Source organism: Nostoc sp. MS1 (assembly GCF_019976755.1).
Classification (GTDB): domain Bacteria; phylum Cyanobacteriota; class Cyanobacteriia; order Cyanobacteriales; family Nostocaceae; genus Trichormus.
Genome location: NZ_AP023441.1, coordinates 6,177,987 through 6,200,601, shown reverse-complemented (window position 1 = coordinate 6,200,601; position 22,615 = coordinate 6,177,987). Strand labels below are relative to the sequence as shown.

18 protein-coding genes are annotated in these 22,615 nt (G+C 39.4%); 9 read left to right on the top strand and 9 right to left on the bottom strand.

Annotated features, from left to right (window positions below):
- The first annotated feature begins 15 nt into the window (after positions 1 to 15).
- The 3 genes from NSMS1_RS26740 to NSMS1_RS26730 all read left to right on the top strand — a co-directional run bounded on the left by NSMS1_RS26740 (position 16) and on the right by NSMS1_RS26730 (position 2,851).
- The gene (locus tag NSMS1_RS26740) at positions 16 to 1,185 is read left to right on the top strand and encodes an aminoglycoside phosphotransferase family protein (protein ID WP_224087671.1); all 1,170 of its coding nucleotides are present in this window, start codon (positions 16 to 18) and stop codon (positions 1,183 to 1,185) included.
- A gap of 161 nt (positions 1,186 to 1,346) precedes the next feature.
- Positions 1,347 to 2,450: a T3SS effector HopA1 family protein gene (locus NSMS1_RS26735; RefSeq protein ID WP_224087670.1), complete on the top strand. Its 1,104-nt coding sequence runs from the start codon at positions 1,347 to 1,349 to the stop codon at positions 2,448 to 2,450.
- 116 nt (positions 2,451 to 2,566) lie between these two features.
- Positions 2,567 to 2,851 (top strand): HetP family heterocyst commitment protein, encoded by a 285-nt coding sequence (locus NSMS1_RS26730; protein ID WP_224087669.1) that lies wholly within the window; start codon positions 2,567 to 2,569, stop codon positions 2,849 to 2,851.
- Between the two features lie 41 nt (positions 2,852 to 2,892).
- Here the strand turns inward: NSMS1_RS26730 and NSMS1_RS26725 are convergent, their stop codons facing one another.
- The 7 genes from NSMS1_RS26725 to NSMS1_RS26695 all read right to left on the bottom strand — a co-directional run bounded on the left by NSMS1_RS26725 (position 2,893) and on the right by NSMS1_RS26695 (position 13,681).
- Positions 2,893 to 3,633 carry a peptidylprolyl isomerase gene (locus NSMS1_RS26725; protein ID WP_224087668.1) on the bottom strand — a complete coding sequence of 247 codons (741 nt, stop codon included), beginning with the start codon at positions 3,631 to 3,633 and terminating at the stop codon, positions 2,893 to 2,895.
- Between the two features lie 175 nt (positions 3,634 to 3,808).
- Complete coding sequence (locus NSMS1_RS26720; RefSeq protein WP_224087667.1) at positions 3,809 to 5,356, bottom strand: HlyD family efflux transporter periplasmic adaptor subunit; 1,548 nt, start codon at positions 5,354 to 5,356, stop codon at positions 3,809 to 3,811.
- Between the two features lie 125 nt (positions 5,357 to 5,481).
- Complete coding sequence (locus NSMS1_RS26715; protein WP_224087666.1) at positions 5,482 to 8,502, bottom strand: ABC transporter transmembrane domain-containing protein; 3,021 nt, start codon at positions 8,500 to 8,502, stop codon at positions 5,482 to 5,484.
- 105 nt (positions 8,503 to 8,607) lie between these two features.
- The gene (locus NSMS1_RS26710) at positions 8,608 to 9,213 is read right to left on the bottom strand and encodes a helix-turn-helix domain-containing protein (protein WP_224087665.1); all 606 of its coding nucleotides are present in this window, start codon (positions 9,211 to 9,213) and stop codon (positions 8,608 to 8,610) included.
- Between the two features lie 1,101 nt (positions 9,214 to 10,314).
- Entirely contained in the window at positions 10,315 to 11,073 is a 759-nt protein-coding gene (locus tag NSMS1_RS26705; RefSeq protein WP_224087664.1) for a peptidylprolyl isomerase, read from the bottom strand.
- A 782-nt stretch (positions 11,074 to 11,855) separates the two neighbouring features.
- The gene (aroB, locus tag NSMS1_RS26700; protein WP_224087663.1) at positions 11,856 to 12,947 is read right to left on the bottom strand and encodes a 3-dehydroquinate synthase; all 1,092 of its coding nucleotides are present in this window, start codon (positions 12,945 to 12,947) and stop codon (positions 11,856 to 11,858) included.
- A gap of 131 nt (positions 12,948 to 13,078) precedes the next feature.
- On the bottom strand, positions 13,079 to 13,681 hold the full coding sequence (locus NSMS1_RS26695; protein WP_224095362.1) for a Uma2 family endonuclease: 603 nt from the start codon (positions 13,679 to 13,681) through the stop codon (positions 13,079 to 13,081).
- A 162-nt stretch (positions 13,682 to 13,843) separates the two neighbouring features.
- On the opposite strand from NSMS1_RS26695, the gene petL reads away from it, so the two are divergent.
- Positions 13,844 to 13,939 carry a cytochrome b6-f complex subunit PetL gene (gene petL, locus NSMS1_RS26690; protein ID WP_010996086.1) on the top strand — a complete coding sequence of 32 codons (96 nt, stop codon included), beginning with the start codon at positions 13,844 to 13,846 and terminating at the stop codon, positions 13,937 to 13,939.
- A gap of 93 nt (positions 13,940 to 14,032) precedes the next feature.
- Here petL and bioB read toward each other — a convergent pair whose 3' ends face one another.
- Together bioB and NSMS1_RS26680 are read right to left on the bottom strand one after the other, a co-directional pair.
- The gene (gene bioB, locus NSMS1_RS26685) at positions 14,033 to 15,040 is read right to left on the bottom strand and encodes a biotin synthase BioB (protein ID WP_224087662.1); all 1,008 of its coding nucleotides are present in this window, start codon (positions 15,038 to 15,040) and stop codon (positions 14,033 to 14,035) included.
- A 112-nt stretch (positions 15,041 to 15,152) separates the two neighbouring features.
- Positions 15,153 to 15,893 (bottom strand): class I SAM-dependent methyltransferase, encoded by a 741-nt coding sequence (locus NSMS1_RS26680; protein WP_224087661.1) that lies wholly within the window; start codon positions 15,891 to 15,893, stop codon positions 15,153 to 15,155.
- Positions 15,894 to 16,218: 325 nt separating this feature from the next.
- On the opposite strand from NSMS1_RS26680, the gene NSMS1_RS26675 reads away from it, so the two are divergent.
- From NSMS1_RS26675 to NSMS1_RS26655, 5 genes are all read left to right on the top strand, one after another.
- Positions 16,219 to 17,823 carry a serine/threonine protein kinase gene (locus tag NSMS1_RS26675; RefSeq protein WP_224087660.1) on the top strand — a complete coding sequence of 535 codons (1,605 nt, stop codon included), beginning with the start codon at positions 16,219 to 16,221 and terminating at the stop codon, positions 17,821 to 17,823.
- Positions 17,824 to 18,388: 565 nt separating this feature from the next.
- Positions 18,389 to 19,234, top strand: coding sequence for a cation diffusion facilitator family transporter (locus NSMS1_RS26670; protein WP_224087659.1), 846 nt, complete (start codon positions 18,389 to 18,391; stop codon positions 19,232 to 19,234).
- Positions 19,231 to 19,443 carry a hypothetical protein gene (locus NSMS1_RS26665; RefSeq protein WP_224087658.1) on the top strand — a complete coding sequence of 71 codons (213 nt, stop codon included), beginning with the start codon at positions 19,231 to 19,233 and terminating at the stop codon, positions 19,441 to 19,443. Before NSMS1_RS26670 ends, NSMS1_RS26665 begins: the two co-directional genes overlap by 4 nt.
- Positions 19,444 to 19,561: 118 nt before the next feature.
- Positions 19,562 to 21,520, top strand: coding sequence for an alkaline phosphatase (locus NSMS1_RS26660; RefSeq protein ID WP_224087657.1), 1,959 nt, complete (start codon positions 19,562 to 19,564; stop codon positions 21,518 to 21,520).
- Positions 21,521 to 21,671: 151 nt separating this feature from the next.
- Entirely contained in the window at positions 21,672 to 22,169 is a 498-nt protein-coding gene (locus NSMS1_RS26655; RefSeq protein ID WP_224087656.1) for a PEP-CTERM sorting domain-containing protein, read from the top strand.
- Positions 22,170 to 22,615 lie beyond the last annotated feature (446 nt).

The window sequence follows — 22,615 nt, the reverse complement described above, 5'->3', positions numbered from 1 at the left end:
AATTAATGGGAAAATATGCCACCATTTATTTTAAATTCTCAAAATGTGTTTGAGTACCTAATTTCACTAAACTTGTGTACTAAGTCAGAGCAAGTATTGAGCGAAATTGAGCTAAAACCAGCTAAAAATTTTAACTTATTGGTCACTTTACCTGAGAACAAAAAATTTCTGGTCAAGCAAGAACGTCATAACCCGCAAGGAAAAACATCTGGTGAATTTTTACTAGAATGGCGCATTCATGACTTTCTGAGAACATTTCCAGAACTTAGCTATCTTCGTCCGTATTTTTCAGAAGTCTTACACTTTAATGCAGATGACTCAATTATAATTTTCAACTATCTTGATAATTATCGAGATTTAATGGATTTTTATGTTAAAGAAAACTTGAACCTTTTTCCTATTAAAATTGCAAATGCTGTAGGAAATACTTTGGCTTTGGTTCATCGTGCTTCTATGAACAATGAAGCGTATGGAAAGTTCTTTCAACAGAATACTGATGAATCTAGTCAGCGTTCTTCTAATTTGAATCGTGGATTAGATAGGCTAACTCCAGAAATTTTTGGTAAAATTCCTGCTGATGGGATTAAATTTTTCGCCCTATATCAACGTTACGACAGTTTAGGTCAGGCGATCGCACAATTAATCAATAGCTTGAACCCTTGTTGCCTCACTCACAATGACCTGAAGTTAAACAATATTCTTCTGTCTCTAGATTGGCAAGAAGCAAGCGATCAAAATATTGTTCGTTTCATCGACTGGGAACGTGGTAACTGGGGAGATCCGGCGAATGATTTAGGGACGCTCATCGCCAGTTACTTGCAAATCTGGCTGTACAGCATGGTAACTGGTCAATCAATTGCCATTGAAGAGTCATTACGTTTAGCAGCTACCCCTTTATATGTTCTCCAACCTTCAATTAGAGAATTAGTAACTGCATATCTCACTCATTTCCCGGAAATCCTAGAACATTATCCCAATTTCTTACCACGAGTTATGCAATTTTGTGGTTTGGCACTCATTACAGCTATTCAAGCTCAACTTCAGTACGAAAAAACTTTTGGGAATGCAGGTATTTGTATGTTGCAAGTCGCTAAAAGTTTATTATGTCGTCCAGAAACATCTATACAAAGCATTTTTGGTGTAGCAGCGACAGAAATCTTACCTACAAATTTATCTCTGGCTTAATTTAGAAAGTGGGGAGTGGAGAAAGAAGGGGGATAGCTGTGCGGTAGTATTGCGTAGCTAGGGAAAGTGCAAACTGCATCCTCTTCATACCCACTCTATGAGAATTGAAGGCTAAAGCTACATCCTCCTCATCTGTTCAGATCATTTATGGGCAAATCTCTATGCAACTAATAGATTCGCTATCTGTTCAATTGTCTAATATTCCAGAGTCATTGCAGATATCTTTGCAAGACATCATTCATAATGTTGAAATTCAGTCTTACTATTGTATTAAGCATCCAAAATATAAACCTTTAGAATTGCCTGAATCTTCAATTTCTAGGTTTCAAAAATTACCTTCAGACTTACAGAATAAGTATTTGAGTCAACAGTTACGAAGTTTTCTATACGGGATTTACTACAATGGCTCTTTAACAAAGTCTCTTGCATCTGATGCAGATATCTCTACTTTAGCGGTCAACCAAAATCTAGAAAACAACACATTTTTGGGCGTAGATTTAGCTTTTTACGATCGCCTACACGAAAATAACAGAGGTCAAGGCTACTGGAGTAATGGTTGGCAAGTAGTTAGAGAAGAGACAGATGGTGCTGTAGCGGTTTATCGAGACGGATTAATATTGTATGTTGAAGGTGATTCTCTACAAGCACCCGTCAAGTTGGGTGAATTAATTCCGATTAAATTGCCTAAAAACCTTGTACAAAATGGCTTTTATATGGCAGTTGCTGATGCAGGTGCATCCCAACAATATCAAACACAGGATGAGACATTGGTACGTGTCTACTTTAATGTAACTCCAGAGGGCGCAGTTACAGTGATGGACAGTTTGACTACCCATCTCAACACCATACCTATCGCCTTTACCTTTAAAGCTTTATATAACCCGTCTGATTATGGGCGCTATGATGCTGGCGTACTTTATTTTAACAAAAATGACTACGAAAAAGTCCATCCTGTCTTAGAAATGATATATGCAGAACATCGATCGCACTTTCAAACACAAGTACCCTTATTTACTAAGCCTATCGCACCAGGGTTAGCGATCGCTGAAGAACCAAACCATAGATTTATCGAAAAGGAAAGTTTTGGTACGCACCGTTGCCAAATTGTGGCTAACGGTTTAGTAGAAGCTTGGCAGCAAGGTGATGATACACCATCAGGTAGAATAACTGCGATTTTGCAACATTTCTCTTCACTCAAGATTGATTTGCAGCGTCCCTACCTCAATGCTGAATCAGAAGATATCTATACATCTTTGTACTGTTAAAACTCCAGAAGATGTATTGATAGTGGTTTGACTGGTTGATTACTAGGTAAACAGGTTTTGAGAGCTATTTCCGGTGGGCAAAAAGGCTTTTATTAAAAACTATTAAACTTACGTTTATGAATCAAAAAAATATTCCCACTAATCAAGTTACCGATTGTCTAATACTCACTGAAGAATGGGAAGTCATTCTAAAAGCTATATCTTCAGGAAAATATTCTTGGGCTTGTGTATTAATGCTTTATACTGTTGGTCATAACCCTTTAACATATATACCATATAGTACTTATTTACGCTTAGTTAAAACCAATAATATACCAAATATAATTAGAGCTACTAAAAATAATAGTACTGGTGTAAAGTTCGTTGCTATTAAAACTAAATTTATAGATTTAGATTATTGATTTATCTCTGTGATTAAATTTTTAACCACAGAGACACAAAGTTACAGAGCAATTTCAGCCACGACTTCCATCTCAGCTATTTTTTGTTCCAACCAACCACTAAAAAAAATTTTAATAATTTGAATGCGTCGTTGTTCGTCTAGTTCTGGTTCGATGATTTCTTCAACATTAATTATATGTACACCTTTAGGAGTAATTATTGGTTTGAGAAGCTGTGGCGGTGATGCGGCAAATACTGCGGCTGCTATTTCTGGGCGAAAATCTTGACGATAGCGAATGCCTTGATAACCTCCAGCACGTCGAATTTCTGGATTTTGTACATATTGACGGGCAATTTCTTGGAAACTAATTTCCCCTTCTTGTAAAGCATAAAATAGTTCTAAAGCTAAATCTTCATCATCTATTATCACCTCATAAGTTACAGCCCCAGTGTAATCAATTTTGTTGGCATAAAAAAAAGGTTCTACTTTGTCTGCAAATAAATGCTCGGCTAATTTAACATATAGCGAATTAATTTTAGCTATTTCCTCAAAATCATCTATCGTTAGATAATGCTTATCTAGCCAATTCCAAGTATCATCAGCTTTGAGTAAGCCGTTGGCAAAGCGCATACTATCTGCTGCTTGTTGCAGTTCTTCTACACTGAGTTCAATGCCTAATTGATCGGCTGCTTCAGCGATAATTTTTTGAGTGGCTATCGCTTCTAGTGTACTAGGCACTTGGCAAGATAATTTGAGATAGCGAATAATGTCTTGATTGGAAAATTTTAAATGTTTTTCCATGATACTTTTTCTCCTTTTTTACTATTATAATTAAAGCTCTCATAGATAATTAAGTATTTAAAATGCCTGCAAATGAAGATTTTTTTAGAAATAAAAGTAAGATTGTAGTAAGCATTTAAATGCTTACTACAAATATCTTTAGGAGAACGCTAAAAATTCTTGATTAACTCCGTATCTAAAGCTCTAAACCACCTTTTTGTAACTTCTTGAATGGGTCTAGAATAAAGTCAATAACTCGGCGTTGACGGATAATTACTTCGGCGGTTGCTGCTTGACCAGGAGTTAGAGAAATGAGTTTATTACCATTTTGAATATAAGGATGCTCTAGGGTAATATCCATTTCATAAGTTTCTAGATTGCCTTGGCTTGTAGTTTGAACTTTCGAATCAGGCGAAATCCAGCTAACACGACCTTGCAAAACTCCATAATCTTGGAAAGGATAGGCATCAAATTTAATTTTGACAGGCATTCCTACTTTCAAGAAACCACTGTGTTGGCTAGGCATTGTGGCTCTAAGGACTAATGCCGCATCTTTAGGCGCAATTTGAGCAACTATTTGTCCAGCCTCGACTACTGGGCCTGGTTTGTCGATAGGTAACTCAAAAACAGTTCCATCAACAGGCGATCGCACTACTCTTTGTTGGATTTGAATATTTAAAGCGTTAATCTGGCTCTTAGTTTGAAGAATTTCTGATTGTAAGGTAGTGAGTTGATTTTGTAAGTCTTTAAGTTGTTCTTGACTTCTTAACAAGGCTAATTTGCCTGATTGTACTATAGCTTGATAGCTATTCTGCTCCTCTTGGAGACGGAGTTTTGCTTGCTCAATCTCAGAGGCTGTTTGATTGAGAGTTGTTTGATAACGACTAATTTGCGCTTGTAGACGTAGTTGAGCTTGAGTAAATTCAGAATGAGCTTGCAATAGAGAGCGTTGGCTTTCTTCCGCAACCTTTTCTAATTCCACAACTTTAATTTGCGCGATCGCACCTTGTTGTAAAAGTCGGCGATAGCGTATCACTTCTTTGATATCTCTTTGTAATCTACTATTTGCTAATTGCTTTGCTAGTTGGGTGGAGCTGATATTCTGTCTCGCCTGCTCAACTAGAGTCATTTGTTCTAACTTCTGTAAGTTATATGTGCTTTGTTTAGCATCAAAATTTTGCTGCGCCTGATTAACTTGCGCCATCTTTTCTAACTCTTGCGCTTGATTTTGTTGCTGTTGGATATTAACCGTCAACATCAACTGATTTTTCAGTAGTTCTTGTTGTCCTTGGCGATTTATTAGTTCTTCTAGCCTTGTCTGTGCCTGTTCTACCTGTGTTTGCAGCACATCAGTATCTAATTCTAATAACACCTGTCCAGCTTTTACCGTTGCACCTTCTTTCACATTGACGGTTTTGACGCTACTCGTAACAGCAACACCTAACTTTTGAGTCGCTCCTTGGGGTTCCAAACGCCCTCTTGCACTTCCCGTTTCATCAACCTTACTCAACATCGCCCAAGGTAAAACGATGATTGTAAAGCTGATGAGTAAATACAGCATCAAGCGCGTCCAACGCTTTGGTAAAGCGTCTAGTAGCTCTTCTGTGCCGTAAAACCAATCATTTATCTCCGTTACTGCCTGTGTCGGATCATCAACAAGGTCATGAGCATTTTGACCACGTTCCAACTGCTCCGTCTGTGATTGAACAAGTACGGATGACGAATTAAGAGATGGGTTGGGCATAAATTGTTGAACGGAATGTGTGGGATATATCGGGGGAGTGGGATGTGGGAGATGTGGGAGATGAGGAAGATGAGGAAAATTTTTAACTCGGAAGTCTCTACTCCCCACTCAGCACTCAGCACTCACTACTCCCTATTCCCCACTCCCAACTGCTGCTGATTGAGATAGAAGTAATGACCTCTTCTAGCAATTAATTCTTCGTGAGTGCCGCTTTCGACTAATAAGCCTTTATCTAGTACTAGAATTAAGTCTGCGTGGCGCACGGTGGACAGGCGGTGGGCAATGATGATACTGGTGCGTCCTTTGAGGATGGTTTTGAGGTTATTTTGAATTATGCGTTCAGATTCGGCATCCAGGTGGCTGGTTGCTTCATCTAATAACAGGAGGCGGGGGTTTCCTAACAAAGCACGCGCGATCGCTAAACGCTGTCTTTGTCCACCGGATAACATTCCTCCACCTTCACCAATTTGGGTTTCGTAGCCCATTGGTATTTGTTTAATAAAGTCATCTGCCCCGGCTAAACGGGCTGCGGTGATAATTTCTTCTAAAGTTGCTTCTGGATGAGCAATGCTAATATTTTCGCGGATTGTGCCGCCAAATAAGAATGTATCTTGGTCAACAACGCCGATTTGTGAACGGAGCGATCGCAGGGCTATATTAGTCACATCTTGACCATCAATAGAAACTTTTCCATCTGTCGGGGGATATAAACCTAAAATTAGTTTAAATAGTGTAGTTTTGCCAGAACCACTGCGCCCAACAACGGCGACTGTTTGCTCTGGTTTGATTTCAAAGCTGAGATTTTCTAAGATGTTGCGATCGCTTTCTGGATGATAGCGGAATGTCACATTTTCAAAGCGAATTTTTCCGTTTAATCTAGATAAAAATTGCCGATGTTGGTGTTGTAAATCCTCCTCTGGCTCTGCTTCTAAAACATCGTTAATTCGTTCTGTAGAAATAACTACCTCTTGTAATTGATTCCACAAAACTACTAGCCTTTGGAATGGGCGAATAATATTACCCAACAACATATTAAAGGCGACTAGTTGTCCTATAGTTAGTTGGTTTTGAATTACCAACCATGCACCGTACCAAAGCAAACTTGTGTTTACCAGAGTTTCTAAAGTAGAACTGAAAATCTGTAATTTGTTACTAATTATTTGCCCACTAAAGGTTTTTCTGACAACATTATTTAACAATTCCTCCCAATGCCAACGTACTGTTTGTTCAATTGCCATCGAGCGAATTGAGCGAATACCAGAGAGAGATTGAATCAAATAACTATTCTCGTTAGCTGTAGCACCAAAAACCTCTCGACTAATGCGGCGTAAAAATGGTGTAGCAAAGAGCGCCAACAACATAAAAGGTGGTATGATTGCCAAACACATCAACGCCATCGCCCAACTATACCAAAACATTAACCCCACATAAATAAATACTGTCAGCAAATCCAAAATTATTGACAGTGCTTCCCCAGTTAAAAAGCGTTGAATCTTCTGGTTTTCTTGAACGCGAGAAACAATATCCCCAACGTAACGCGACTCAAAAAAGGACAAAGGTAAACGGAAGGTATGTTTAATAAAACCTACCAATAAAGATATGCTGATGCGGTTGGCTGTATGGTCTAGTAAATATTGTCTCAGTCCATTGAGTACAACTCGAAATAAACCAAATATGAGCAACCCCAAACCCACTGCATTTAATGTGAGGGTGCTTCCTTGGACAATCACCCGGTCTAATAATAATTGAGTGAATAGGGGTGTAATTAATCCAAATACTTGAATCAAAACCGAAGCTGTGAATACTTCCAACAATACGCGCGTGTGGGGTTTAACTAAATCAAACAGTTGCCAAAATGGGACACTAGCTTCCTCGGTTTCTTGTAGTTGAGTTGTAGGTTGTAATAGCAAAGCATAACCAGTCCAACCCGCTTTAAACTCAGCAATACTAAGATTCCGTTGTCCTATCGCCGGATCACCAACAATTACCTGTTTTTTGTTAATTTCAAAAACTACAATGTAGTGCTTACCCTCCCAATGGGCGATCGCTGGTAAAGGTTGTTGTGCCAATTTATCCAGGCTAGCTCTCACTGGACGGGTAGTAAAACCAATGGTTTCGGCGGCGGCTGTCAAACCCTTCAATGATGCACCACTGTGACTGACATTAGTTAAATCCCGCAATCGATTCACACTCAAACGCTTACCCCAATAGCGACTAACCATCACCAAACAAGCTGCGCCACAATCAGCCGCACTTTGTTGTTCAAAGATGGGATAACGCTTAGTCAGTCGTCCCCACCAATGACCAACTGTGACATTAGGACTAGGAAAATAAGCACGTCGCCGCTTCGGTTGCGGCTGAGATTCTGGTTCTTGAATAATTGGCGATCGCGGAGTAGGTAAAGGTAACTGAGACGCACCTTCCGCACTCCCCAACTCCGGCCAATATTCCTGCGCCACTTGCCAATTCTCATTTTTGAGAATGTAAAGGATTGCTGGTTGCGTTACCCGCCAATCTTGCTTGCTGAATTGGGAAATTTGACCCGCCGAGAATGTGCGGCCATGATTATCTGCTACTTCTCCCCGTTCTAATAACCAAAGCTTAGTATTTTGAAGTAATTCCGGTGGAAGTGAACCAAAACCTAAAATATGCCGTTCAAATAAAGCTAAAGCTTTAATTATCACTTCTACAGAGCTATTTGATGGTATTAAAGAGTTTTGACAACAAAACACCAACAAGTCCCAAGTTTCGGCGTGTTTTTTTAGGCTATTGCCAATACTAGGATGTTCATCCATTAACTCTTGCAAAATTGCTTGGGGAAGATAACCCAACTTCAAGCTTACCGACGCTCTAGCGACATAAGGAATAAAGTCTGCGTCAGGAAACAGCGTCAATTCCCCAAAAGATGCACCAGCCGAGAGAGTAGTAATTAAGTTATGAGTGGTATCTAGCAGCCTGACTTTACCCCCAAGCACAATATAAATTCCAGCCAATGCTGTTGTAGCTTGCCAAAATTGTTTAGCTATGGGTGGTTCAATAATTTCTAAAGCTGAGATGCACTTTTCTAATTCCTTTGCTGATAAAGACTCACCCAAGATTTGGGTGAGTTGTTGCGCCAGATATTGCTGGGAAAACCCTGATGGCATTTCCCTACCTCCAACCCTTTTGGGAAATTCAAAATTCAAAATTCAATATTCAAAATTTTTAGGAAATTTTGAACCATGAAGGCATTCATAATTACTAATTACGAATTAATTACTATTTTCAACCAAACTAAATGACCAGTTAATACTCGGTTCAGAGGTAGTTTTTAAATCACCGATTGTAATTGCACCATCTTGGATAAGGTTAGTTTCCTCTGGTTGGGATGCTTTGCGTTTAGTAGAAAGTCCCATTTGTTTGAGCAACCGATTGATGTGACGATCGCTAATTGTAATTCCTAATTCATTTGCTAAATGCTTGCTTAACCATTGCGCTGTCCAGTGAGTAAAAGCATAGCCATAATCACGAGGACTATTACTCACTAATTCCCTCAATCTTTCCAGATATTGAGAATTAACTATTTTCGGTCTACCTATTGGTCGTTCATTCCATTTATGTGCTAACCCTGCTTCTGCTATACCTATCCAATAACGCGCCATTTCTTGAGAACAACCTAATAGATCACAGATTTGAGTTTGAGATTTACCTATATCTGCCATTAGCATAATCTCAATGCGTCGGCGGTATTCTGGTTGTAAATTATTTTGTAAATGTTTAAGTAAAGCCTTGCGTTGAAAAGGTGTTAAAAATTTGCTTTCTTGATTTTCATAAATGGCAGAAACTGTATCTTGGTTAAAAGAATGTGACATAATCATTACCAGTTACTGTCTAATGTCAAATTGTGGTCAAGTTCTGTCTTACAACTGGTGTTTTATATCAAGTTCGACTAACTAATTGTGAGTTTGATAAATAATGGGTAATGGCTAATAAGTAGTTGTTTTTCTATTACTTATAAGCTATTACCAGACCCCACACATATTAGTAGTGCCAAAATAAACATGATATTAGTTGTAAAATCAATTTCGTCGATATACAGATAATCAGTCTTTACCCAACCACTCCTTTCAAGGCTAGGTAGGATGCTTCTTTATAAGTAGGTTCCATCAAAATTTAGCAGTTTTCCTTAAATAACTTGATATCTTTGCTGAAGCTTGGTGTAATGCTGGTAGTTATGTCGGTACTGAAGCTGAATACTAACTTTGATTTTTAGGATGTTGCTGAACTCTACAACTTAGGTTCAGAGGTAAACCTCTTAATTTTTTAAATTAGGCTTTAGGAGACAAAAAAGAGGTTGAAACCTGTTATACATGGAAATACAAAAATATATAGTTAGGTGTAGATGTAAATCATATAATTTACATCAAATTAGACAAAAATTGCTATAACTAACCGGAGGTGATGTGTAGGTATTGATAACTAAAGGAGCCAATTAGTAGAAAAGAGACAGTTCCTCAATTTAGTGTTTTACACCACTGTTATTCTTTTAAAGATTTTCTAGCTTATAGTCAATAGTTTTTATAAGAAAATCTTCGACTTTACGTAATCTTTACAATAACTTTATGATTTATTCAAAATAAATTACTTTTTTACCAAAATTAACTAGCTTGTCTTCCATTGAGTTAGTTAACAATCAAAAACATTAATTCAGATTTCTATTTATTTGGCTTATTTCTTGAAATAAATTTACTCTTCTTCCATCTATCTGTAGCATGAAAAGAATATTTTATTTTGGATACAGTAAAGGTAAAGATATATTTTTATAGTAGCATATTTACTGAGTTAAATATTTTTCTACAATGAGATTTAATTCGTATATTTACGTTATGTCATCTTTTACTGGTAATTTAATATTAGGTATAAAAGCGTAACAATATATTTTAAACTTCAGTATAATCAAAGATTTTCAGCATTTTAACTCATGATTCTTGGAACTGATGATGAACTAATGAGCTAAGTATATTATTTACCTCCATAACTAACCATTGTTGAAACATATTATTGAGTATTTCCTGATATCTTTCAGATGTTAATTCAGCAGTAAAGAAATTATCAACCATAAATAAGTGATAACCTTGACTACTTTGAAGAGGCCCAATTAATTGTTTTGGTGATGACCTAAAGATCACTGACGCTATATTTGTAGGCAGGTCAAACCGATAAAGTCTACCTTCATAACCACATTTTTGCCTACGATAAATGTCAATGTCATATAAGTGTGCAGCCTCAAAGAAACTAATTTCTTCATCTTCAATTTGATAATATATTTCTTGGGCTATTTTCTGGGAATCGACGATAATTTGATATAGACTAACTTGTTCAAATTCCAGTTGATTTTGAGCAAAAAAAGCTTCTACTTTCTCAGCAAACAAGAGATTAGCTAACTTCTGAGATAATAAGCGATCGCGGATACCCATTTCCCAATCTTCTGGGGAAACTAACTGATCTGCTAACCACGCCACAGTGTCTGCGGCTTTCTCTAAATGTTTTTCCCTACGCTGACGGTTGGCTTCAGCCTCAATTTCTTCCGTTGTTACCGTGATTCCTCTTGCTTCGGCTACCTGCCAAATCACCCTTTGAAATAAAATCTTCTGATATACTTCCTTTAAATTCATTTCTTTTTTGAGGAAGTTGACAATTTCCTCTGGTGCAATAAATACTTTTGTTAAATCATTCATTTATATAATTAGGTTGCTTCAAGTAAAGGTTATTAGTCATTGGTCATTAGTCATTAGTCATTAGTCCATAGTCATTAGTTATTCTCCTTTGCTATTCCCCTCTTGGGAGGGGTTAGGGGTGGGTTTCTTCCTCATATCCCCTATTCCCTTGCCTTCTGCTGTATCTCCAAACATCCAGCGTGATCTATCAATTTCTTAACACATAAAAAAGCTGGATGCTAATTAATTTAGCATCCAGCCGTAATTAAGAGTTGCTGTATAAATTGCAAATTTATCTAGCAGAAGTAATCCCATCTGGAAAGACGAAAATTACTAAATTTTAAAAAACGTAAGAACTATAAGTTCTACCAGCTAAAACAACAGTTAAACCACAATAGCGATTCTTTTTTCTTACTACCTTTGGTTTGGTTCAAGCAACACCATTCCTAGTACAGAAAGTTACTAGTCGATTTCACCACCACATGAACACTCGACATAGAGCATAAAAGGTTAAAATTTGGACGGGCCAGCATACCAAACTTAATTTTTGCTCAACTTTCTCGAAAAAAGCACCGTTAGTAATAGTTACCTTGTTTGTCTTGCTGTAGGATTTAAGCAATTCCCCAAACACTGAGTACTTCAGCAATAGCACTCAGTAGCAGAGGTTTCATAGTCAGATTATCATTGATAATTTCCATGAGAATGGTTTTATTTATCAATGATCTCAATTTTGAGTAGCTATCTTTAATGTATAAGATCCCATTACGGAAATTTTGCCATTTTGGCAGAATTTAGTGATTAATTTACATCTGTTGTAAAACTTGCCGAATGTTATCTGATGTCACCTCATCTGTAACGGTCACTACACCAATTTGAGTGGGTAAGATAAACCGCACTTTCCCATCTTTAACCTTTTTATCCCATTGCAAAGTCTCAATAATCCCTTCAATATCTAACCCGGCTGGTAACTTTGTCGGTAAACCAGCTTTTTCAATTAACGCATTTTGACGGTCTGCTTCTTCTTGTTGCCACAGTCCTAAATTTACAGCAATCTGCCCGGCTGCTACCATGCCAATACCTACCGCTTCGCCATGTTTGAGTAGCCGATAGTTAGTCAAGCTTTCCACCGCATGACCAATGGTGTGTCCATAATTCAAAATCGCCCGTAGTCCGCCTTCCTTCTCATCCTTACCCACAACATCGGCCTTAGCTTGACAGGAACGGGTTAAAATTGCATCTACCAATTCCGGTTTGATGTAGCGGAGTTGGTCAAGACGTTTACTTTGTTCTAACTGGTTGAATAATTCAGCATCCCAAATTACCCCGTACTTAATCACCTCTGCCATTCCCGCCCGAAATTCCCGCACAGGTAGAGTTTTTAATACTTGGGGGTCAATCAGCACAAATCGCGGTTGATGAAACGCACCAATCAAGTTTTTGCCATTGGGATGATTGACACCAGTTTTACCACCAATAGCCGAATCTACCATCGCTAAGAGTGTAGTGGGTACTTGCACTACATTAATTCCCCGTAGCCAAGTAGCGGCGGCAAAACCAGTCATATCACCAATTACCCCACCCCCCAAAGCTACCATTGTGGAGGAACGTTCTAGACGATTTTCTAAGGCAATATCGTAGAGTTTTTGAATGGAATTAAGAGTTTTGTAGCGTTCCCCTGGTGGTAAGGAGTAACTAGCTACTTGAAAACCAGCCGATTCAAGAGAATCTACAATATTTTTACCAAAATGCTTAAAAATAGTGGGATTAGAAACAACTAATACTTTTTTGCCCAGTTTTAACTCTGCCAAGCTTTGACCGATCTGATCTAAACTTGCAGGTGCGATCGCAATCTCATAAGACTGCGTTGGTAAATTCACATTAATAGAAGCCATCACCCAAACCCTAACAGCGCCGTGGGCTGTATTCTACCTCATTCTGGGAAGGCGAGGCGAGGATATATTTTTATATCTTTTTTGTTATTAGTCATTAGTCATTAGTCATTAGTCAACAGCTAGAAAATATGAGGTTAACTCCAGACTTCAGTTAAATCTAGGACAAACCCTGTAAAAACATCTTCTCCTGACAAAGTTGTCAGTCGATTCAATACTTCCACATCTTGACCTGTACGATAAATTTCTACTTGTTGATTTTTACGGTCAATCAACCAACCTAAATGAGCGCCATTTTCTATGTATTCTCTCATCTTGGCGCGTAACTTTTCTATCGAGTCATTTTTAGACCGTAGTTCCAGCACAAAATCAGGACAGATGGGGGCAAAAGTCTCTTGCTGTTCTATACTGAGGGCATCCCATCTTTCTTGACTTATCCACGCTGCATCAGGAGAGCGATCGCTCCCGTTAGGAAGATGAAAGCCACTAGAAGAGTCGAAAACTACGCCTAATTTAGCCTGACGGTTCCAAAACCACAATTGTCCATTAATATCCGAATTTCTGTAGCCTGTATCACTCCCCGTTGGCGGCATAACAATCAACTCACCCGTAGCAGTCCGTTCCAATTGTAAATCTCGGTTAGCCAGTGCTAACTCTACAAACTGCTCATGAGATACCATCAGCGTTAGCGTAGGCGGGATATTCACTGCCAAAGTAGGGAATAGATTAGCTTCACTCATCATTCTGTCTCGAAACCAGAACCAAAATATTTAGTCTCTTAATTAGTTCCACAGTAACATTCACCCTAACTGTTGACTATGGACTAATGACCAATGACCAATGACCAATGACTAAAAATAAATGATTCAATAGATATAGTGAAGTATTGTGGAGAAAAATAAATGTTAGCAATAGTAGCGTATATTGGCTTTTTGGCGTTGTTTACCGGAATAGCTGCTGGTTTGCTGTTTGGTCTGCGTTCTGCCAAGATTCTGTAGTCTTGTAACCTTCAACGCTTCTTAAAAAGCCAGATCCCCGATTTTCTTCAGGAAGTCGGGGATCTAGTTTTATTACAAATTACGAATTACGAATTACGAATTACGAACTCCCACAAGGTTTGGTCTTTGGGCTGGAGGACGCATTTCTAAACCCAACAAGTTGAGCATTTCCTGGTCAGCATCGTAATCTGGACAGGGAGTCGTTACCGTCAGCATCTTATTATCGTCGCTAGAAAAGATGGAATTTGCCCCCGCCATAAAGCATAAGGCTTGTTCCACCTGAGAAAGCCTCGCTCTACCTGCACTTAAGCGCACATCAGAAGTAGGCATAACTATACGTGCAGTTGCAATCATTCTGACTACATCCCAGATAGGTACATCAGGCTGATTTTCCAAGGGTGTACCTTCCACCTGAGACAATATATTAATTGGTACTGACTCTGGATGAGGATTGAGACTAGCCAATGTTTGCAACATTGAAACACGGTCATCAACGCTTTCACCTAAACCGAGAATACCGCCAGAACATACAGTAACATTAGTCTGCCGGACATTTTCGATAGTATTTAGGCGATCGCTATAAGTTCTTGTAGTGATAATTGTGCTGTAATAATCAGATGACGTATCCAAATTATGGTTATAAGCATACAATCCAGCATCCTCTAGGCGCTTGGCTTGGTCTGCCGTCAGCATCCCCAAAGTACAGCATACTTCCAAACCCATGTCTGTAACATCCTTGACCATTTCCAAAACGCGGTCAAACTGAGAATTTTCCCGCACTTCCCGCCAAGCTGCACCCATACAAACACGGCTAACACCCTTTTGTTTAGCGTTTTGGGCAATTTCCACCACCGTTTGTTTATCTAGCAGTGCTTGCGGTTTCACCTCAGTCTGATAACGGGAAGACTGGGCGCAGTAACTACAATCTTCTGGACACCCACCAGTTTTAATCGATATCAGCTTACATACTTGGATTTGTTTAGGATTATGAAACTGCCGATGTACACTAGCAGCTTGATAAATCAACTCTAGCAACGGCGTATCATATATGGCGCGAATCTCTGCATTTTGCCAATCGTAGCGTAATCTTCCCACCGACATTAGTTATAGTATCCTTCTTTTAATATTAGGGAGTAGGGAGTAGGGAGTGGACAATGAACAGTGGAAACAACCTAACAACTGTCAACTGTCAACTATCAACTGTCAACCCATCTTAAAACCGCACCTTGTACAAATCAAAAAACTCCCCTGGTTGTCGTCCAACCACTTTAGCACCAGCCGAGTTAATTATTTTTTCCCACTCGGCTATAGGTTCTAGGAACACTTCTGCACCCAAGTAAGTTTCTAAAACTGCCCAATCTTCGGCTTGTGGGTGTTCGGCGTTGAGGATGTCAAAGACAAAATGTCCCCCTGGTTTTAACACCCGTTTTACTTCTTGTAAAACTAATGTCCAATATTCTAAGGGAAAATAACAACCGAATCCGGTAGCGATCGCTAAATCAAAATAAGATGGTGTGTAGTTTAGCTGATGCGCTGCGCCTAACTCCACCCCCTTGAACAGCTTGGAGTTCAACTGCGAACCACGAGAATTAAGCGTATCCCGTGCGAAATTACTCACCTCTTGCCCATAGAAAAACGCTTGCCAATCTCGCCAAGGATAAATCAAAAAGCTGACACCACAACCAATATCTAAACAGTGCTGATTCTTTTGCGGACGGGCAATTTCCCAGAAAGGAGAAGCTAGTTTTCCTGCCAATATGCCAGAAACCCACTCTAGATAAATCGGCATTTCCTGTACTTCTGCTGGTAGCTCTGAAGATTGATTTTGATACTGTTGATTAAAGCGATATGCTACCTGTGCTACCCTTTGTTGCCATTTATCTGAACTATTAGTGTTGTTTTTGTAAGGATTTTGTGAAGTAGAAAGATGGCTGGGAGATGGCTTTTGCGACATTAGGGCTACATGGCTCCTGAAATTTAAGGTGAATACAAAGTAAAATTGGATAGATTTTTAATTAGGGTAAGTTTTATTCAACAAAGCGTTTATGTGAAGGGTGTAAGATTTTTCTGCAAACAATCCTTGTTTGGGCTAACCTCAGTGCATTTTGAATGGTAAAAGTGAGAAAAATCTGATTACTTCCTACAATATATGGGGAGCAATTTAAACTTACACTCCAGGGATAACTGCCTATGATACAGCTAGCACTAAACCCTCATATAAAAAAACAGCTTTGAATTTGGAATTGTTGATTTGCACCGTCAGGAATTAAGACTTTCTTATGTTAGCAGGCAAAACTTTACAGGGTGGAAAATACACCCTCATGCAGGAAATAGGACGTGGTGGCTTTGGCATTACGTTTAAAGCCACTCATCACTACTTGGGACATGAGGTGGTAATGAAAACCATCAACGAACGGCTGCGCCAACACCCTGATTTTGCCAAATTTGAGCGTCAATTCCAAGATGAAGCCAGAAGATTAGCTACTTGTATCCATCCTAATATTGTCAGAGTCAGTGATTTTTTTGTTGAGGATGGACTACCTTACATGGTAATGGAGTATATCCCCGGTGAAACCTTGGGGGATGCTTTTGTTTTACCAGCCATACCCTTACCAGAAGAAACTGCAATTCATTACATCCGCCAAATTGGGGCAGCATTGCAGGTAGTACACAACAACGGCTTACTACATCGAGATATAAAACCAGATAATATTATCCTTCGCCAAGGTACACAGGAGGTAGTGCTAATTGATTTTGGCATTGCCCGTGAATTTAATAGCAGTGTACGGCAAACACACACAGGTTTAGTCTCTGAAGGCTATTCCCCCATAGAACAATACTTAACTCAAGCACAGCGCACACCTGCTACAGATGTCTATGGTTTAGCCGCAACATTATATGCACTGTTAACAGGGCAAGTTCCTTTACCAGCATTATTGCGCGATCGCGAACAAATGCCAGCCCCCCGCGAACTCCAACCCCACCTCAGCGCAGCCGTCAATCAAGCAGTTATGCGCGGTATGGCAGTAGAATCACGCTTTCGTCCGCAAACAGTTGCCGAATGGTTGCAACTACTCCCAGGTAGCAGCATAACCCCAATTCATTCATTACCCACTCATGCAGTGCCAACCATTGATTTATCTGTGCATCTGCAAGAAAAGTTTTCTGGTGCTAAGACACCCAGTAGTGTCAACAAACCATCACCACTGAAAAATTTTGCCTTACCTAAGCATGGCATCCCTAAAGCCTTACTCGGTGTCAGCATCGCTTTAGTAGCAGCCACAGCCGGATTTCGTCTTACTAGCCTATTTTCTCACTCTCAGCAGCAACCAACAGCAAAACCCTTGTTTGAACAACGCCCAATGGTTCCTGTAGGCAAAAAACCCAACGTTAACTCTGATGAAGCGCAAGATAACGCCGGACAAAATTCTCAAAATTCTCTCAGTGAGGAAACCATACCCGTTTCCACCTATAAACGGCGCAGGCGTAGCTTAACTAACCAACAAACCGAAACACCTACTAACAATAATTCTCCCGAATCCTCGCCACAACCCAATACAAGAGAATCACAGCGCCCTGAAATTGCACCTACACCATCTCTAGTAGAGAAACTGCGAGAATACCGTTCATCTCGTCAAGCAAACCCTGCTAATACCAAAAATACTACCCTACCCACTGCTAGTCAAAATTCGACTACTCCTCAAATTCCGCTACAACCAAATTCCGTAGTTGTACCCACGCAACCTGTAGAACCAAGAAATTCCGATTCTTCTATAGTAGTGCCAACTGTGGAAGTCAAACCAAATTCCTCTACCGATAGTCAAACTCAAACATCATCTGAGAAAAACGAAAAACCCGCAGATACTTCACAAAATAATAATTAGGAAGTCATAGCGTTTCCTAGTCTGCTGAGGTACAAATTTATCTGCGTGCATCTGCGTTTAATTATTCTTGCCCATACCTAATTGGGGTAAGAAAAGCTATATACAGTACGTTGCAGGTAAATGAGATACACGTTAAATTATAAAATTATCGTAGGTATCTTGCCCGCCCTAGTGTACCTCACTCAAATGAAATGTGCTGTATATAGAACTTATACACCCAGGTTATCTATTAAGACAGAATGTAAGGGTATATAACTTAGACCCCCGACTTTTTTTTAAAGTCGGGGGTCTAAAAACTTGTAACCTGTCAAACACAATACTTTCAGTAATACGAAAGTATTTATGCAACAGGTGTATATGCCAGAAAGACTAAAGTCCTACTTCCTACCTATGTAAATCAGGTTAATAACTAATATTGATTGTTAGAGTAACTTATATTACATAGATAAAAAAATAATCACTTAATGTAAATGATAACCATTATTATATAAAAGAGTCTCAACCAGACTTTTACTTTTTATTAAACGTTAGTTATCAAATTATTAACCTTACTACTGATACATTAATGCAGGAACGTACAGATATTCAGGTATCAAGAATGGTGCTTTCGGCACAACAGCATCTGATGGATAGCTCGAAATCCGAGTCAACCTCTAGCAGTTCCCTGAGTTCAGGTTCAACGCACATAAGCCCGGTTAAACAAAATATCCAGGCGTTGTGGACTACCTTAATTTTACTCAGCATCTTTTTTTGTGTGGAACTAGGTGCAGGAATTTGGAGCCATAGTCTGTCCCTGTTAGCAGATGCGGAACATATTCTTTCAGATGTAGCAGCATTAGGACTAGCACTAATTGCTGCCTGGTTATCTCAATCAATATCCCAAAAAACTATATTTGGGCGCTATCGATTAGAAATTGTTGCGGCATTAATTAATGGTATCAGTTTAGCTTGTATTGCTTGTTGGATAGTTAAAGAAGCTTTGGTACGGTTGCAATCTCCCACCACAGAGATTTTAGGCGTACCGATGTTAGCAACTGCGTTAATTGGTGTAGGTGTTAACAGTTTTAACGCTTTTTATCTACACAAATGCAGTCATCATGACCTCAATATTAAAGGTGCATTACTACATTTAATAGCGGATTTGGCCAGTTCTGTTGGTGCAGTGCTAGCTGCGATCGCTATTATATGGCTGAACTGGACATGGGCTGATGGTGTCATCAGCTTAGTGGTAGCAATGTTGATAGCTTCTTTCGCTGCTTATTTGCTAATTCAAAGCGTGCAGTGTTTACGGGGTCAAATAATCGATATTAATGAACTAGCCTGTATGTGTCCTCCAGAATCGCCAGATTGTCAAGAACGCCAGCAGGCAGAAAAACTATTGTTTCCCACCTTAGAGGAACTTGTCCAATGATTTCTTTACTTCAGCGTCATCAAAGGTTTATCGCTTGGTTTGTATCAGGTCTAGTAGTAGCAATTTTACTATCTTTGGGAACTGCAAAACACAATCCGATTGTCGCTAAGGCGCAAAATGTTCCGGTTGTCACTCAGATGCAAGCAACATCTGGCAACCCTGAATTTTTTGCCAGTCATGAAGAACCCAACTTTTATCAAAATCTATAGTTAATCCCAATTCGTAATTAAGAAGCTAGATGCAGCAAGACTTTTCTAGGAAAGCATCTATTACTTTGTCTTGGGAATTGGTTTGACACTTAGTTAAATAACTACAAGGCGCACTGCAATGATTTCCATTTTGCAAAATTACAGGCGAGCGCTATGCTTTGCCATGTCTACTTTTTTCTGTGCTATCTGGCTCGTATTTGCTACCCCTGGAGTTGAATCTGCCCTAGCCGCAGGTAATGGAATTAACGTCATTATCATGATTGGTGATGGTATGGGCTGGCAAATGGCCAGAGCCGCAGCCGTAGCTAAAGGCGCACCTTTCTATACCAGTGGGAAAGGTTCTGGTTTGAGCTTCCAAAAGCTGACTGGATATGGATTAGTAACAACTTACGGTACAACTATTCAAAATAGTACGCCAGCTGATCCTACCAATCAGACACACATTACCAATAACTCAGCTCTAGATGGGACTAATCCATCGACAGGTAAGAGTTCTGTGCGTCCCAACTTTGAATTTTTACCTACACCATTTAATCCAGGCGATCGCGCTGATGGGAATAGTGAAGCACCCGGTAACTTAACAGGTTACGACCCCAGCAAAGGCGGACCTGCACCTTGGATACCCCTATCTCCCGCTACTCCTGGTAGCTACGATAAGGAGTACATCAAACATAGCTATCCCGACTCTGCTAACACCGCTACCACCCTCTACACAGGTGTTAAGAGCTACAACAACGCTTTAGGGGTAGATGTTTACGAGCAGAAATTGAAAACAATCCTAGAAATTGCCAAAGAACAAGGCAAAGCTACAGGACTAGTAACATCAGTACCTATAAGCCACGCTACACCTGCGGCAGCAGCTTCTTATGTCAACCGTCGTAGCAAATACGACAGTGTTTATGACCCTAACAAGACCAACCAAGATAGCATCTTACAACAGACCTTACTGGACTTTAAACCTAATGTCTTGTTGGGTGGTGGACATCCTTTAGACTTTGAAAACAGAACTAATACAGGCCCGATACCCAAATATACTTACATTACCCAAGACACCTACGAACATCTCAAAAACAATCCCAATCCCTCATCTAACCGCTACGGTTACAACTTCTTAGAGCGTGGTCCCAACGCCACGAAAACCTTATTAGCTAAAGCAGCGCAGATAGACCCAAATAAGGGCGAAAGATTATTCGGTCTCTATGGAGCGCGTGGACAAAATGGCAACTTACCTACAAGCTCCTCCAAAGGAGACTACAGCACCACAGGGTTAGATAACTTCTCCCTCTATAGCACTGTTGTCAGAACTGCCACATCCACATCTCCTTGCCCATCAGGAAAGATTATTCCTGCGTCTGTCGGTGAATGTGTTCCTGTCCTTGATGCCAACGGTAATCCAGTTAATGGCCCCACACCCGATACAGTTCGTCCCTTATCTCCTGGTGAAACAGACGCAAGTTTCATCGCTAGAGAAATCAACGAAAACCCCACCTTGGCTGATTTGAGCAAAGCTGCTCTTAACGTATTAGGTAAAGACAAAGACGGCTTTTGGCTAATGATTGAGGGTGGCGATATTGACTGGGCTGCTCATGATGACAATATGGACAACCTCATCGGTACAATGAATGACTTTGATAAGGCTGTCCAAGAGGTAATTAATTGGATTGACAAAAATGGTGGTTGGCAGAAGAATCTGTTAATTGTCACAGCCGACCATGACCACTATTTAACCCTCAACAATGACTTTGCTTCTAAACTCACTCCCAATTCCAACCCCAACAATTCTAGAGGCTTGAAGTATAACGCCAAAGAGATTACCTACAACAAGCACAACCCTAAAGAAGCTGGTCATTTCTGGGGTTCAGATCCCAATCAAAAATACCTCTGGGGAAGCCATAGCAGAAGGCTTGTACCCATTTATTTTCAAGGCGCTTACTCTTCAACCCTCGTTAGATATTTAGGCCAACCAATCCAATTTACAGATAGTTCTGGTACATACACTGCACCAGGTGTTTCCAGTGTGTTGGATCAAAGCCATATCTTCCAAGCAATGAGAGCTGCTTTAACTGGTTCGCTTTAATACAAGTTTGTAGTAAGGACTTTAGTCCTACTTGTTCTTAGCACTAAGTGCTTACTACAAACAAAAAAATAGAGAAAGTAGCTAAAAAATCGCTTTCTCCCTCATAAAAATACTTCATCAACTGCCATCTGTTCTTTAAATCGAGGCAAAAATGACTGGCTCTATCTTCAAACAATTAGCAGCTGTAACAGTAGGAACCACTCTCATATTCGCTTTAGGAGAGAGTATTCCTACCCAAGCCGCCACCATCACCTATAACTTCTCCAACACGAGCAAAACACTTACTGGCTTTTTCTCTTTTGACCAAGCCGCAGTAGCAGATGACCAACAAGCTACAGTGGCAGAAGGGTTAAAGATTGTTGCTAACTATGGTGGTCAGACATTCACTGAAGCAGACTACTCAAATGCGTCTGTTTGGACTGATTTTTCTGGGAAAATTGCTAACAATCAATTCTTAGGATTAGAATTTGTTGTACCAAATCAATTCTCAGTCTACAGGGACAATTTTATTGATGCGACTAGCGTAGAATCTGTAAATTACAGTAGTGTTCCTGAACCTGCATCTATACTTGGCTTATCCGTGATTGGACTGGGTTTATTAGTAGGTAAAAAATCGCAGTTTATTAAGTCGGTAAACACAAAAGCTTGAACTAGTTTAAGCTTTCTATTCTTTTCTTAATCTCTTACTCAACAAACTGTGGTGTATATTATTAACCACCACAGTTTAATTTTATGAGAATTTATAGGAATCCGATTTTATTTCTGAAAATATCTAAGTATGAAATAAGGTGTTTTTTTGAAAAAAGAATGAGCAAGAACTAGGCTTTTATAAGCACAAGTAAGGATAAGGGAGTTTTATTTATTTTGGTTTAAGTTTATTAACAATAATCACAATAAACATTATTATTTTGCCTTAATTTAATTGATTATAAGTAAATCGTAAATATGGTAATAACTCAATAAGAATTAATTACTTATATCTAAAGGAGGAGAATGAATCAACGAAAAATATTTCCGAGGTTTTGATTTAAACAACCTGGAAGTATGAAGCACTTCCTCAACCTTTCATAGAAAATAATAAAGAATCTAATAATT